The sequence below is a fragment of the Sulfurovum sp. NBC37-1 genome, from assembly GCF_000010345.1.
GTDB lineage: Bacteria > Campylobacterota > Campylobacteria > Campylobacterales > Sulfurovaceae > Sulfurovum.
In genome coordinates this window covers 428,024-441,893 of the sequence record NC_009663.1, presented here as the reverse complement: position 1 = coordinate 441,893, position 13,870 = coordinate 428,024, and the positions used below count along the sequence as shown (strand labels likewise).

The window sequence follows — 13,870 nt, the reverse complement described above, 5'->3', positions numbered from 1 at the left end:
GTTATTTTGAAAAGTGCTGGTAATCTTTCACTCCGGACCAGTCGCCGCCCCACTTCCAGCCATACTTTTTAAAGATCTTCACAGCCCTGTCATTTCTAAGTAATACAGCTCTGTCAGCCGGAGTACTCTTTTTGTGGACACGTTTTCTGTACTGAAGTGATTCTTTATGTGCAATGCGCCCCGAGTGCGAGATATACGGGTTCTCTATGGAGTTGAGATCGATCGCCTTGCCGTAGGAATGTCTGGACCAGTTTTTGGAACCTGTCGCTTTACGGCAGTTGAAGGCTGAAGTATTGTCCGCTTCAATGGACTGCCAATCACTTCCTTTGTAGTCGCTCACCAGCTTCATCTTTCTTATGGGGTAGTCCGCTTCATACAGTTCTCTGAATATCCGCGTCACTTCGGTAGCGACCGTTCTGTTTACAACCATCTCCCCCTGCCTGTCTTTGCCGCTGAAATCCCGATAGGTCATCCGAAGATACCGAAGATCATTCAGGGACACGGGACAACCTTGTCGCCAGGAGTTTCCTTTAATCATCCGTTCTTTGATCTGCGGGGTGATCTTCGAGATACGGGCCCGATAATCGGCAGTGGCAGAACTGCCAAAAAAAAGTCCAACAACAAGTACAATATGTTTCATTCTAAAATCCTGTTTCATTTTCAACCCGGATTATGCATTAGAATTACTTGAAATCTGCCAAACGCTTGCTCTGTGAGTATTTGTGGAAAACTTGAGGTGCACCCGTAGGTGCATCGATGGTTTCTCCGTAAGTGCCCACGGTGCAATGGTTTGCGTAGCGTTCTGTAATCTCCAATGCATAATCCGGGTTCAAAGTGTAACATAGTTTTCTGACCCCTGTGAAAAATCAACCAAAAACAATAAAATACAAAAAGAGTCTCCAACTTTGGTATACTTGGAAACACAAAATAACAGGAGAAACAGATGAGAATACTCTTTTTGATGTTTATAGCCGGTAGCCTGTCTTTGGCATCCGATGTCTTTGTTGATAGTAAAACGGGGCTTATGTGGCAAGACAACAGTGACGCGAAATATATACAAAAAGATTGGAATGGGGCCATGTTATATTGCCGCCAGTTACGATTGGCCGGGCACAATGACTGGAGGCTTCCAAGCATTAAAGAACTCAAACATATACTCAGTACAGAACCACGCGACGGAGGTATGAAAAAAGGCTTTAACTATATGGGTGGCTCCGGATACTACTGGTCCTCTTCCGAAAATGAATCAAATGAAGAGTTCGCCTGGATGATGAATTTTAAACGGGGCTACGAATATAGTAATTACAAGAGCTATGAACGCCATATCCGCTGTGTACGAGACATACAATGACTACCCCGAAAAAATATTTACCTTCTATTTACACTCTTGAACTAAGATATACATTAAAAAAAGGATAAACCATTATGGAACAATTCAAAACCTATGCCCTGATGACCGGGCTTACCCTGCTTTTTATCTGGTTTGGCGGGATGATCGCCGGGCAGACGGGGATGGTCATCGCCTTTCTTGTAGCCGCGGGAATGAATTTCTATGCCTATTATTACAGCGATCAGCAGGTGCTGAGCCACTACCATGCCGAGCCAGTGGACAGAGCGCATGCCAGCGGACTTTACCAGATCGTTGAAAAACTGACACGAAGAGCTGGTCTGCCGATGCCCGCACTCTACATCATTCCCGAGCAGCAGCCCAATGCCTTTGCTACAGGAAGGAACTATGAACATGCTGCCGTGGCCGTGACCGAAGGCCTGCTGGACCTGATGACCGATGAAGAAATAGAAGCGGTCATCGCCCATGAACTCAGCCATATCAAGCACTACGATATGCTCATAGGAACCGTGGCCGCGACCATAGCCGGAGCTATTGCCATGCTGGCGAACTTCGGTATGTTCTTCGGCAGTGGTGACAGAGACAGACCGAACATCTTTGTCATGCTGGCACTCATGTTCATCATGCCGATGGCTGCATCCATCATTCAGATGACGGTGAGCCGTAACCGTGAATTCATGGCGGATGAAGGTTCCGCCAGAATGACGGGACACCCTGAATGGCTGCAGAGCGCTCTGACCAAGCTGGACAACTATGCAAGAAGCATCACTCTGCCAGAAGCCGATCCACAGACAGCGCATATGTTCATTATCAATCCTTTTAGCGGTAAAGATGTATCACTCAAACAGCTTTTCTCCACTCACCCGAGTACCGAAGCGAGAATAGAAAGACTCGAAGCACTCAAGTAATGCTTTTTCTGCCAGAGTTTTTCCGCCTCTTTCAGAGGCTTCTACAGATAGTTCCCCTATACTTTTGCAGATAAAATCTCAGGTAAACAAATGAACAACAATCACTATGAAGTCCTTATTGTAGGTGCCGGTATCTCCGGTGCCGCGCTGGCTTACGAACTGGCACGATACACCGATGTAAAAAGCATTGCCGTGCTGGAAAAATACGAAAAAGTAGCCCCACTCAATTCACAGGGAAAAGCGAATTCGCAGACCATACACTTCGGGGATATCGAGACGAACTATACCGTCTCCAAAGCATCCATTACCAAGAAGACTGCCAAAATGGTCGAGAAGTACTGTCTGCAGCACAAACTGGAGAATGAAGTGATTTTCTCCCATCAGAAGATGGCCCTAGGTGTGGGGGACAGGGAAGTGGAATTCATGCTGGAGCGTTACGAGGAGTTCAAGGATCTCTTTCCTAACCTGCAGGTCTGGGACAAAGAACATCTCAAGACCATCGAGCCCAAACTTGTCTTTGACGAGAATGGCAAAGAGCGATCAGAGACCATCGTAGGCATCGGGTCCCAGGGAGAATGGACCACGGTTGATTATGGGAAAATGACACAGAATCTCATTGACAATGCGAAGAAGGAACCGGATACCGAGGTGGACCTTTTTCTCAACACACAGGTAAAAAACATCACCAAACTGCCAGACGGCGGCTATGAAGTGGAGACCGGAAACGAGACCTTCACGGCTGATTCCGTCGTGGTCAATGCCGGTGCGCACTCGCTTTTCCTCGCACATAAAATGGGCTACGGCCTGGATTTCGCCACGCTCCCCATGGCAGGAAGCTTCTACATGACCAACCAGAAGATGCTCAGCGGGAAGGTCTACATGGTGCAGAACCCCAAACTTCCCTTTGCCGCGCTACACGGTGACCCGGATATCCTTGAACACGGCCTGACACGCTTCGGCCCCACCGCGCTTGTACTTCCCAAGCTGGAACGTTTCAAGCCGGGGACATACATGGACTTCTGGAAAACACTGAACTTCGATACCAACATCGTGACCATCTTCTATGACCTGCTCAAAGACAGCGATATCAGGGACTACATCTTCAGGAATTTTCTTTTTGAAGTACCCTACTTCAACAAGAAACTCTTTGTCAAGGATGCCAGAAAGATCGTTCCTTCCCTGAGTGTGGACGACATCCATTATGCCGAAGGTTTCGGCGGGGTCCGTCCACAAGTACTCAACAAAAAAGAGCGCAAACTGATGCTGGGAGAAGCTTCCATCAATACCGGCGAAGGGATCATCTTCAACATGACACCTTCTCCGGGAGCTACCAGCTGCCTGGGCAATGCCAAAAGGGATGTCATCAACCTCTGCAATTTCCTGGGGAAGACATTCAACAAAGAGATGTTCGAGCACGAACTGGTTGAAGAAAACCTGACCCAAAGCCAGATAGACCAGAAGCTCCAGGCCGAGTATGTCTCCCAGATCCGTGCAGAAATACACGAACACGAAGAGAAATACTTCCAGAACCTCAACGACGGACACGAACTTCCGAGTTACTGGGACAAGCCCTACTCCCCATGGAGAAACAGAAGGGATCACTGGTCATTTTAAACAAAAAAATTTGCTATAATTCATTTATGACAAGAATTGAAATTCACTACAGGCGGGTCCTTATACTATGACGAGTCGCAGAAACACCATCCGATATAAAAACCGTACGAATCAATGTGTACCGCTATCTCCCGTCCGTCAAAATTTCCGAAGGAATTTTTAATGTCCGCTTTTGCCGTACAACTCACCAATGGATGTCTCCCCTCGGATATCGAGCTTGAAGACAAGAATGCTTTTGAGGAACTGCAGCGTATCGGTGCGATTGAAGAAGTCGACGGACTATGGAAACTGGGTTCTCTCTACCGGGCAGGAGAACTCTACATCGGCAAAGACGGAAGAGGCTATGTGGAATCGCAGTTCAAAGAGCAGAAAGACCTGCTGGTCGAACCCGATCATCTCGGAGATGCAAAGAACGGCGATACGGTAGTGGTCAAACGTATCATTGCAAGACGCGGACGCGCCAGCGGGAAAGTGGTCATGGTCATTACCAAAGCCCATCTTTTTACCATTGCCTATACGCACAGGGATGAAGCAGGCAATTTTATGGTACTCAATATTAAGACCGGTGAACCGACCCATGCCGTCATGGAAGGGATGGACCTCAAAGCCTTCAAGCTGGGTACTGTGATGAAGGTGGATGCGGACGATGACAAGGTCCTCCAAGTCTTCGGGCATCTCGATGACCCCAGGGTGGATGAGAAGATCTCGCTTGCACTCTACAATCGTCACGACGAATTCCCACCGCAATGCGTGGAAGAGGCGCTACAGATCGAATCGGAAGTGACCAAAGAGGAGCATACCGACCGTATCGACCTTACCCATCTTGACTTTTGCACCATCGACCCGGTCACGGCAAAAGATTTTGACGATGCCGTCTATTTTGACCTCGAAACATATACGCTTTATGTGGCCATCGCCGATGTCAGCCATTATGTCCCCTACTTCACTGAGATAGACAAGGAGGCGAAGAAACGTGGATTCACGACTTATCTGCCGCACAAATCCTTCCCTATGCTTCCGCGTGAACTGAGTGAAAACATCTGTTCTCTCAAGCCCAAAGTGGACAGGCTTGCCTTCGTTGCGAAGATCACACTGGACCAAAACTCTCTCAAACCGCTCAAAGAAGAATTCTTCGAAGCCATTATCCACTCCAGACACCGCTTCAACTATGAACCGGTCGACAGGATCATCGACACAAACGGCAAAGAAGCGACAGGAAAGGTCAAAGAAATCCTGCACTATCTTCTTCCCCTCTACAGGATCACCCAAAGACTGCGCAAAGAGCGCCTCAAACACGGCTTCGATTTCAGAAGCGAAGAGATCAAGCTGACCCTCAACGAAGAGCAGCTCCTCGTCAGTACGCAGATAGAGACAGGTACCCCTTCACATTCTCTCATAGAAGAGTGTATGCTGCTGGCCAACCAGGCTTCCGCCAAACGATTTAAAGGGGACGGGGACAGCATTTTCCGTATCCATGAACTGCCGCAGCTTCAAAAGATAGAAGCGCTGCTCACCGAACTGGCAGCCATCGGGCTCTATGTTGAAGAGTATGAGGATTCCCCTTCGCTCATCAGGGCCATACAGAAAGAGGCTGGGAAGATGGGACTCTCCGCCGAAGTGGATGCAATGATCATCAAATCGCTCAGACAGGCAAGTTATTCATCTCATAACGTCGGCCACTTCGGTCTTGGCTTCAGCCATTACAGCCACTTCACCTCACCCATACGACGCTACGCCGACCTCATACTGCACCGTCTCATCAAAACACAGCTCACTAACAACGAGGAAGAGGCAGAATATCTCCTGCGCAACATCGAACCACTCTGCGTGAGGGTATCGGACCTGGAGAGGGAAGCGACCAAAGCCGAATGGGATTTCAGAGACCGCAAATTTGCCAGATGGGCCAAAACGCAGATCGGGGCCTTCTTCGAAGCCGAGGTCATTGAAGCGGGAGAGAGTGCCAAAGCCAGACTCTTTGGAGATATTCAGGGTGTTATCGTACATCTCAGAGGCGACAACATCATGCTCTTCGACAAAATACGCATCATGATCACGGAAGTGAACATCCCTCAAGCCATCATTATGGCGGAACTGGTCAATAAGCTGAGCAAAGAGGAGACGGAGCTGTAATGTACCAAAGAGAATTCGACCAGCGTCTCAACCAGGGACTCCCCAAAGCCGTACTTGTCTTTGGTGAAAATGAGTATATGATGGACCATTATGTCGAACTCTACAGAACCAAGCTCGATGCCAAAGAGAGTGCGCTGAACCTCTATTATGACGAATGGAATTTCGAACAGGCGAAGAACTTCCTTTCGCAGACTTCGCTCTTTGGCGGTACCAACCTGGTCGTGGTCAAACATGACAAGAAGATCCCCAAAAAAGAGCTGGATGCCCTGGTGGCTCTTGCAAACAGGAACAGTGACAACTATTTCCTTTATCTCTATGACGGCACGGCCAAAGATGCCAAAAGCATGCAGTCGGCATTTACCGACAAAAAAGGCGGTGTCTGGGTACGTCTTTTCGAAGCGAACATACGTGAGGGCGTGGCCATACTGCAGCAGAAAGCCCAGCGTATCGGGCTTGACATCGACCACTATGCACTCCAGCACTTGATGCTGCTGCTCAACAACAACATCGCACTCTGCTCCAACGAACTGGACAAGCTTGCCATTCTTCGCACTCCTGTCACCAGCAAGGACATTGACAGACTTGTCTACTCCACTGCACCGCTTGCTACGGAACAACTGCTTATAGACCTTTTCAACAAAAAGCCCATCACGGCCACCATCACCAAACTGCTTGACCTCGGAGAGAACGAGAACGACCTGCTGCGATCGACTCAATTCTTCGTCAACCAGATCTTTCTTTTCCATGCCTACATCAAGCTTCACGGGCATGTAGATTCGGCAGCCATCCTAGGCTACAAACTTCCAAAACAGATAGAAGATCAGAAAGCCCAGCTTGCCCTGCGTGTCAAGTCCGCTTCCCTGCTCAAGATTTTCGAACACCTTTTGGAGAGTGAAATAGAGATGAAAAAAGCCCCTGCGACCCAGAGGGAAGTGCTGCTTTACAGTATACTGATCAAGATACAGGGGTATCTATAATTCATCATCAACCAATATCTTTCAAAGAAGAAAAGTTTTTTTCTCCCTGTGTGCCTTATAAGTATTATGCTGTGACAATGTCGGTGAAGTAATAATGGTGCCTATCGAATTATTCTGAACCAGAGGAACACAAATATATTATGTCTATTTATAATAGGTTTTATAGTACCATTGCTATAAAAAAGGAGTAAGGCCCATGCAGTTGAATAGCTTTCTACGTTGTGGTTATACCTTTACTCCGGATGAATATGAGTTAGAAACACGGTATGTTTTCACCACTGCAGCACTAGCTATAATTAGTGTTTTCCTTATGATAATGACACTGATGTATTATATACTTGGTGATTATACTAATACCATGGCACATGGTACAGGCGTCTTGTTGACACTTATTTCTCTTTATCTTGCAAGAAAAGTAGGTAAAAACAATTACGCAAAACTTGTCTACGTGATGACAGTTTTCTTTTTACTCCTCACTATGTATGCTTACTATCTTTCCCCTACTATGGACCCTGTCTCTGCATGGATAATTATCCAAATTTTAGCATCCTTTTTAGTACTCAATATAAGGCTGGGTATACTCATCACCATTGTTTTTTCTACCTACGTAGTAATGATGAATTCTATCTTAGGGTATAACTCTCTAGAATTTATTCTTTTAAAAATAAGTCCTGTGATTATTGCTGTTGGACTTGTGGCGATGATTGAGAAAAAATTTCTTAGAACTATATTTCTATTGGAAGAATCAAATAAAAACCTGGAAGAAAGAGTCAAAGCAAGAACAAAAGATATCGAAGAGGAAAAAAGAAAACTTGACTATCAAGCGCATTATGATTTTTTAACCGATATACCCAATAGAAATAAATTTTATTCAGAAATACAGCAGTGGATTCAAAAGGATACGGCACATACGTTACAGTTTGCTCTCATGTTTATAGATTTAGATAGATTTAAAAGAGTGAATGACTCTTTAGGACATGATGTAGGCGATAATGTGCTAAAGGTAATTAGCAGAAGGATACAGAAAAATATCCCTAAAAAAGCCTTTTTTTCACGTATCAGTGGTGATGAATTTACGATTCTCTTCCCTCACGGAGAAGATAAGCATGAAGTAAAAGCGATGGCAAAAAGACTTATTGCTGTGATAGAAGAACCTATTACTCTTCAAAATCATACGTTCTATCTCTCTGCGAGTATAGGTATCAGCTGCTATCCTCAAAATAGTATATATTATGCAGACCTTATAAAATATGCAGACACCACAATGTTTGAAGCAAAAAAAGTAGGTAGGGGTACCTATAAGTTTTATGATAAGGAGATGACGCATCATATTAATGAGGTAGTGTTGATGGATTCAGATATACATGCTGCGTTTGCATCGGATACATTCCTTCTTTATTACCAACCTCAAATAGATACGCGTACCAATGCGATTGTTGGACTTGAAGCTTTGGTACGGTGGGATCACCCTACCTTAGGGTTTATTTATCCTGATGCCTTTATCCCTTATGCAGAAGAGACGGGTGTGATTATTGCCTTAGATTATTTTATCTTACAAAAAGGTATGAAACAGATAGTTACATGGAAAGAGCAAGGTTTAAAAATCCCTCGTATCTCTTTTAATTTTTCAACAAAACATTTACAACAAAAAGGGTTTGTTGAGTTCATAGAGACTCTTTTGGCTGAGACAAGATGTAAAGGACAGTGGATAGAACTGGAGATAACGGAGAGTCATATTATGGAAAATATTGATGAGGCTATCAGGGTATTGCAAGCCCTAAAAGACTTGGGCATTACCATTGCTATCGATGATTTTGGTACAGGGTACTCTTCTCTTACTTATTTAAAACGTTTGCCTGCAGATAAACTTAAAATAGACAAATCCTTTATAGAACAAATACCTAACAATTCTGTGGAAATGACAATAACCAATGCAATTATTCATATTGGTAACAGTCTTGGGCTACAGGTCATTGCTGAAGGTGTAGAAACGTCTTTGCAGGAGATTTATTTGACTAAGCAAGGTTGCCATTATATTCAAGGTTATCTTCATTATGAAGCCATATCTAAAGAGGATATTGAGAGCCTACTGAAAGAAAAATAACTACGGTATACATAGATAGACAATTCAACAAAAACAAAGCAAAAATACTGTAATATACTGCTTCCAAAATTCTTGCTCATTTTTGGACGGATAGGAAATATCCGCATTTATATGGGCTATTAAACCAAAAGGAACAACATGAATTGTTATGAAACACTGTTTGTAGTTAAACCTACATTGACAGAAGAAGAGACAGCAGCTGAGATCGCGAAGATCAAAGACGTTCTTGCCAAAGTAGACGCAGAACTTCTTGCTACTGATGACATGGGTATGAGAAAACTTGCGTATCCTGTACAGAAAAACGACAGAGGGTACTACACTGTGCTTTTCTACAAAGCAAACGGCGAAGCGATCGCAGAGATCGAAAGAAACCTCAAGATCAACGAAGAGGTCATTAAGTTTTTAACTGTAAAATATGTGAAAAACAAAGAGATCGCACAGTTTGACAAGCTTGTTGCAGCAGCGAACAAAAGCAAAGACGCTGAACCGGCTGAGCCAAAAGCAGAAACAACTGAGGCGTAATCGGCCCACAGGAGAAACCTTATGTACAACAAGATAATTTTAGCAGGAAACCTTACCAGAGATGTAGAGATACGATATACACAGGGTGGCTCGGCCATCGGAAGTACGGCAATCGCCACTTCACGTAAATTCAAGTCTCAGACAGGCGAACAGAAAGAGGAAGTACTTTTTGTCGACTTGACATTTTTCGGTAGAACTGCTGAAATTGCCAACCAGTACTTACGTAAGGGAAGCAAAGTTTTAGTGGATGGCAGGTTAAAGCTTGACCAGTGGACAGCACAGGACGGCACAAAGAGAAGCAAGCATTCAGTCACTGTAGAGAACCTGCAGATGCTCGATACAAAGAGAGAGAGTGAGCAGATGGCTGCGCAGGGCGGATACAACGCACCCCAGCAGCAGGACACTTACTCCCAGCCGGCGTCTTCTCAGAATGCAGCCCCTCAGCAGCCACAGCAACAGCAGGCACCTGCACAGAACATCCCGGAAATAGACATCAACGAAGATGAAATACCGTTTTAGGAGAACATACCATGGCAGAAAGAAGAAAATTTAAAAAGAGATTTTGTAAATATTGTGAGCAGAAAGTTGATTTTATCGACTATAAAGATCTGAATTCACTCAAGTTCAGCTTGAGCGAAAGATTCAAGATCATGCCAAGAAGATTGACAGGTAACTGTAAACGTCACCAGGAAATGGTAACAGTAGCAATCAAAAGAGCAAGACAGACAGCACTTATTCCGTATATCGTAGATAGAAAGAATGTTGTTGAAAACCCATTTGAACTGATCAAATAGTTTTATAATTAACGTATCCGGTTCATTCCGGATGCATCCTTTGAACTCCTCCCCATTTTTCCCTAACTTTTTGGAAGACAAGAAACGATTTATCCGCACTATCCATATCATATAGAGTCACACCATCACAACTCACCAATTCCAAACCACTTAATTCAACTATCTTATCCACCGTATGATAATACTGCCGGATCGTTTCCTGAGACTTGTTAAAGCAATCTCCCTCTTTTTCAAACAGTGTGAATTCCGAAATATACTCACTCTTTTCAAAATCACTGTCCACCGTCAAAAACCTCTCATCATCATCGACAATGTAGGAACCTACCGCTACATTCTCAAAGCCGTACAGCGTGTTGATATCACAGAGAAAATACCCGCCTTCATTAAGATGCTCTCTGACGCAGGATAGAAACTGCTCCATCTGTGTTTTGGTGAGATAGTTCAGCATATCAAAAACAGCCGTGATCACATCGTAAGTACCGTTCAGGTCACACAGGTCGATGCACTCTGCATCACAGCCCTGTTCTTGTGTCTGTGCCACCATAAGAGGACTGAGGTCTATGCCTTTGACTTTGTGGATCTGCAGGGCATCCTGCATCTGGCGAAGGAAATCCCCCGAGCCGCAGCCTACATCAAGCAGTGAATCGAATTCAACAGCATTAAGAAAAAGGAGATAGTATGCGTAGAGGCTCGGAGCGGCCTCCTTGACACCGAGAAGGTCCTCTACTTTGGCGTAGAGGTCAAGGGAGTCTGATGAATTATTATCCACGACTTTCTACAACGGCTTTGATCTTTTCATAAAGAGAGAGTATCTCCTCTTTTTTACCGTAAAAACTGTTCTTATTGGCAATGAGATGTGCGGAGGAATCCATAATATCCTCGGCGACCTTCAGTCCGTTCTCTCTCATCGTATTGCCCGTCTCGACAATATCCACGATAGCATCTGCCAGACCGACAAGAGGAGCAAGTTCGATGGAACCATAAAGTTTCACCACTTCTACACCGACCGCTTTCTGTGCAAAATAGTTTTTGGCTATGTTGACCATTTTTGTAGCTACTTTGATATTCGGACGGTTCCAGTCAAGCTCATCTTCATTTTTGATACCGATGGCCACTTTGCATTTACCCAGCTGCATATCGAGAAGCTGGATAATGTCGAGCTCTTTTTCGGTAATGACATCAAGACCGACCACACCTATGTCTGCCGCACCATGTTCCACATAGGTCGGTACATCCTGATTACGTACATTGAGGAATTTGAAGCCCTCTTTTTCCATAATGAGCTCTCGCCCTTCGAACTTGAATTCTCCGCCAAAGATCTCTGCAAAGATCTCCAAAGTCTGCTCTGCAATTCTTCCTTTTGGAAGTGCAACTGTTAACATGGTTCACCCTAATTTTAAATTTCTCATTTTTCACTTGCCTGCAATACATACTGCATGCCTTTAAAAACAAGTGCTTCATCATAGACCGCATCTCTAAAGAATCCGGCAAGCATTTGGCCATCTCCACCGGTGAAGTAGAGTCTTTTTTTGTCTTTATGCTTTTCTATGAGTGCTTTGATAGACGCGATTATACCATAGCTTATCTGCTCTTTTGTTGTAAGAGGAAGCTTGGTAAGATCAATGTGTTCATCCAGGGAAACATCCAAAGCCGGAGAGATTTGCCTATAGCTTTCCAGCATTGCTTTGATGCCCGGTAAGATATACCCTCCCTTATAGATACCTCTTTCCATCACATCCACCGTAATCGCTGAGCCTGCATCGATGAACATACCATTGTCATGACTTAGGCAGAGGGCTTTTCTGTCCACCCCCATCGTTTCGTATTCGTTGGGCAGGGATATCACCCCGGATACATTCTCCCAATTTTCTATATGGCCGATCTTTTGTTTGATATCATTGTTTACTGAAATATATTTCAACGGAACATCGGCATATTTTCTGATTGTATCCTCATAAAAAAGATGCACCACATGAGTACCGTCATAGATATGAAAATGGGTATTCCCTATATCGGCTAACAACATTCATCCTCCTCATGCAGGGTACTCTCTCCTGACAGCACCACTTTTTGTTGAATGTGTAATGTGATTGGTGCCGTGAGGGCACAGCACCCTACGCGGTCTACTGCCATACATTCCACCCATTCTCTTCGAGCAAGGCTTTTGCTTTGGAACAAAGCGGTGCTTTAATGATGATATACTTTCTGGTGATCTTCGCATCGATATACTTCTCGAGCTTCTCATGAAGCTGCATCAATTCCATTGCCTCTTTTCTGAGGATACGGCTTTTTTTCTCTATCTGCATTACCAGGGCGTAATAGTCCTTCAGGTCCACACCGACATAGAGTGCTATTTTCTTTCGACTGCCAAGCTCTTTTGGCGGGATCTCTTTCAAAGATTTAAAAACAATATTTTTATGCTGTAAAAACTCTACGATATCTTTCATTTTATTATCATAACCTAATTCAACTATAATAATCTAATTTAATCCAAATATCGAAATAGAATTCTTGTAATCTTTACCATGCTCGTGTACATGGGGTTTGTTTTCATGTTTGAGGCGCACCCGTAGGTGCGGTGATAAATATGAAGCAAAGTCCATGGATACGATGATGGTGAGGAGTACTGAATTTCTATTTCGGGATCTGGGTTTAACTCAACGGATGGTAATGTATCATCGTATCCTGCAAGTTCTGTTTCTGTATATGCGTATAAATCTGTGTCGTCTCAAGCGAACTGTGCCCGAGCAGTTCCTGCACCACACGCAGGTCTGCTCCACCGATGATAAGGGATGAGGCAAAAGAGTGGCGCAGCACATGCGGGGAGACCCCAAGGTACTTCTTGACGATCTTGTAGGCGGAAATACGGCTTAGCTGTTCAGCTCTGTAATTGAGCCAGAGATAGGAACTGCTCATATCCTGTGCCTGAAGATAGGCTTCAACTGCTTCTATGGCAATAGGAGCAAGCGGCACGACACGCTCCTTCTCCCCTTTGGCAAAACGGATCTTCAACCATCCTTCCAGAATATCGCTTCGCTGTGCATTCAGCGCTTCAGAGATACGGCAGCCGCTGGCATACAGAAAGAGTATCAGCGCATAATCACGCAGTCCTATGGTACTGCTTCTGTCTATGAGTGATATCCCCTCCATAATCTCTTCGGGAGAGAGGTATTTCGGAAGGTTCTTCGGTACTTTTGCCATAGGGATCCTGATCTTCTCATGGGTGAAGTTCTGCAGGTGGCAAAAATGAAAAAAGGTATTGATGGATGAGAGTTTTCTGTTGAGCGTGCGTTTGTTCTCAAAAGTGGAAAGGAATTTCAGTACATCCGTCGTATCGAGCTTGGTAAGCGGTTTCTGTACCGCTTCCTCAAGCTGTCTGAGGTCACCAAGGTAAGAGGAGATGGTTAGGGCGTCCAGTGCCTTGGTGACACTGATATACTCTTCGAATGCAACAAGCAGATCACTCATGACCG

15 protein-coding genes are annotated in these 13,870 nt (G+C 44.7%); 9 read left to right on the top strand and 6 right to left on the bottom strand.

Translation table 11 applies throughout. The annotated features are described in order from the left end of the window. Position 1: 1 nt before the first annotated feature. Positions 2-640, bottom strand: coding sequence for a M15 family metallopeptidase (locus tag SUN_RS02250; protein WP_011980128.1), 639 nt, complete (start codon positions 638-640; stop codon positions 2-4). A 303-nt stretch (positions 641-943) separates the two neighbouring features. On the opposite strand from SUN_RS02250, the gene SUN_RS02245 reads away from it, so the two are divergent. The 9 genes from SUN_RS02245 (at position 944) to rpsR (ending at position 10,397) form a co-directional block, all read left to right on the top strand. Further along, the gene (locus tag SUN_RS02245; RefSeq protein ID WP_011980127.1) at positions 944-1,351 is read left to right on the top strand and encodes a DUF1566 domain-containing protein; all 408 of its coding nucleotides are present in this window, start codon (positions 944-946) and stop codon (positions 1,349-1,351) included. A gap of 74 nt (positions 1,352-1,425) precedes the next feature. After that, positions 1,426-2,256 (top strand): zinc metalloprotease HtpX, encoded by an 831-nt coding sequence (gene htpX / locus SUN_RS02240; RefSeq protein ID WP_011980126.1) that lies wholly within the window; start codon positions 1,426-1,428, stop codon positions 2,254-2,256. Between the two features lie 90 nt (positions 2,257-2,346). Next, positions 2,347-3,870: an FAD-dependent oxidoreductase gene (locus SUN_RS02235; RefSeq protein WP_011980125.1), complete on the top strand. Its 1,524-nt coding sequence runs from the start codon at positions 2,347-2,349 to the stop codon at positions 3,868-3,870. A 162-nt stretch (positions 3,871-4,032) separates the two neighbouring features. Next, the gene (locus tag SUN_RS02230) at positions 4,033-6,000 is read left to right on the top strand and encodes a VacB/RNase II family 3'-5' exoribonuclease (RefSeq protein WP_011980124.1); all 1,968 of its coding nucleotides are present in this window, start codon (positions 4,033-4,035) and stop codon (positions 5,998-6,000) included. Continuing rightward, positions 6,000-6,977 (top strand): DNA polymerase III subunit delta, encoded by a 978-nt coding sequence (gene holA / locus SUN_RS02225; RefSeq protein ID WP_011980123.1) that lies wholly within the window; start codon positions 6,000-6,002, stop codon positions 6,975-6,977. The genes SUN_RS02230 and holA overlap by 1 nt, the downstream gene beginning before the upstream one ends. A gap of 196 nt (positions 6,978-7,173) precedes the next feature. Beyond that, a complete protein-coding gene (locus tag SUN_RS02220) occupies positions 7,174-9,081 on the top strand; it encodes an EAL domain-containing protein (protein WP_011980122.1) in 1,908 nt (635 codons plus the stop codon). Positions 9,082-9,219: 138 nt separating this feature from the next. Beyond that, positions 9,220-9,603, top strand: a complete 384-nt coding sequence (rpsF, locus tag SUN_RS02215; RefSeq protein ID WP_011980121.1) for a 30S ribosomal protein S6 — start codon at positions 9,220-9,222, stop codon at positions 9,601-9,603. Between the two features lie 21 nt (positions 9,604-9,624). Continuing rightward, a complete protein-coding gene (locus SUN_RS02210; RefSeq protein WP_011980120.1) occupies positions 9,625-10,122 on the top strand; it encodes a single-stranded DNA-binding protein in 498 nt (165 codons plus the stop codon). 11 nt (positions 10,123-10,133) lie between these two features. Further along, complete coding sequence (gene rpsR, locus SUN_RS02205) at positions 10,134-10,397, top strand: 30S ribosomal protein S18 (protein ID WP_011980119.1); 264 nt, start codon at positions 10,134-10,136, stop codon at positions 10,395-10,397. 22 nt (positions 10,398-10,419) lie between these two features. Here the strand turns inward: rpsR and SUN_RS02200 are convergent, their stop codons facing one another. From SUN_RS02200 to SUN_RS02180, 5 genes are all read right to left on the bottom strand, one after another. Beyond that, the gene (locus tag SUN_RS02200) at positions 10,420-11,166 is read right to left on the bottom strand and encodes a class I SAM-dependent DNA methyltransferase (protein ID WP_011980118.1); all 747 of its coding nucleotides are present in this window, start codon (positions 11,164-11,166) and stop codon (positions 10,420-10,422) included. Further along, positions 11,159-11,779 (bottom strand): ATP phosphoribosyltransferase, encoded by a 621-nt coding sequence (gene hisG / locus SUN_RS02195; protein WP_011980117.1) that lies wholly within the window; start codon positions 11,777-11,779, stop codon positions 11,159-11,161. Before hisG ends, SUN_RS02200 begins: the two co-directional genes overlap by 8 nt. Positions 11,780-11,802: 23 nt before the next feature. Continuing rightward, positions 11,803-12,423: a type III pantothenate kinase gene (locus tag SUN_RS02190; protein ID WP_011980116.1), complete on the bottom strand. Its 621-nt coding sequence runs from the start codon at positions 12,421-12,423 to the stop codon at positions 11,803-11,805. A 97-nt stretch (positions 12,424-12,520) separates the two neighbouring features. Further along, the gene (locus tag SUN_RS02185; protein ID WP_011980115.1) at positions 12,521-12,844 is read right to left on the bottom strand and encodes a hypothetical protein; all 324 of its coding nucleotides are present in this window, start codon (positions 12,842-12,844) and stop codon (positions 12,521-12,523) included. Positions 12,845-13,049: 205 nt separating this feature from the next. Then, complete coding sequence (locus SUN_RS02180; protein WP_011980114.1) at positions 13,050-13,865, bottom strand: tyrosine-type recombinase/integrase; 816 nt, start codon at positions 13,863-13,865, stop codon at positions 13,050-13,052. Positions 13,866-13,870 lie beyond the last annotated feature (5 nt).

Bases quoted from the DNA above. Each gene is read 5' to 3' on its own strand.
- SUN_RS02220 (WP_011980122.1), top strand. From the start codon at position 7,174: ATGCAGTTGAATAGCTTTCTACGTTGTGGTTATACCTTTACTCCGGAT.
- SUN_RS02190 (WP_011980116.1), bottom strand. From the start codon at position 12,423: ATGTTGTTAGCCGATATAGGGAATACCCATTTTCATATCTATGACGGT.
- hisG (WP_011980117.1), bottom strand. From the start codon at position 11,779: ATGTTAACAGTTGCACTTCCAAAAGGAAGAATTGCAGAGCAGACTTTG.
- SUN_RS02185 (WP_011980115.1), bottom strand. From the start codon at position 12,844: ATGAAAGATATCGTAGAGTTTTTACAGCATAAAAATATTGTTTTTAAA.
- rpsR (WP_011980119.1), top strand. From the start codon at position 10,134: ATGGCAGAAAGAAGAAAATTTAAAAAGAGATTTTGTAAATATTGTGAG.
- holA (WP_011980123.1), top strand. From the start codon at position 6,000: ATGTACCAAAGAGAATTCGACCAGCGTCTCAACCAGGGACTCCCCAAA.
- SUN_RS02250 (WP_011980128.1), bottom strand. From the start codon at position 640: ATGAAACATATTGTACTTGTTGTTGGACTTTTTTTTGGCAGTTCTGCC.
- htpX (WP_011980126.1), top strand. From the start codon at position 1,426: ATGGAACAATTCAAAACCTATGCCCTGATGACCGGGCTTACCCTGCTT.
- SUN_RS02230 (WP_011980124.1), top strand. From the start codon at position 4,033: ATGTCCGCTTTTGCCGTACAACTCACCAATGGATGTCTCCCCTCGGAT.
- rpsF (WP_011980121.1), top strand. From the start codon at position 9,220: ATGAATTGTTATGAAACACTGTTTGTAGTTAAACCTACATTGACAGAA.
- SUN_RS02235 (WP_011980125.1), top strand. From the start codon at position 2,347: ATGAACAACAATCACTATGAAGTCCTTATTGTAGGTGCCGGTATCTCC.
- SUN_RS02245 (WP_011980127.1), top strand. From the start codon at position 944: ATGAGAATACTCTTTTTGATGTTTATAGCCGGTAGCCTGTCTTTGGCA.
- SUN_RS02210 (WP_011980120.1), top strand. From the start codon at position 9,625: ATGTACAACAAGATAATTTTAGCAGGAAACCTTACCAGAGATGTAGAG.
- SUN_RS02180 (WP_011980114.1), bottom strand. From the start codon at position 13,865: ATGAGTGATCTGCTTGTTGCATTCGAAGAGTATATCAGTGTCACCAAG.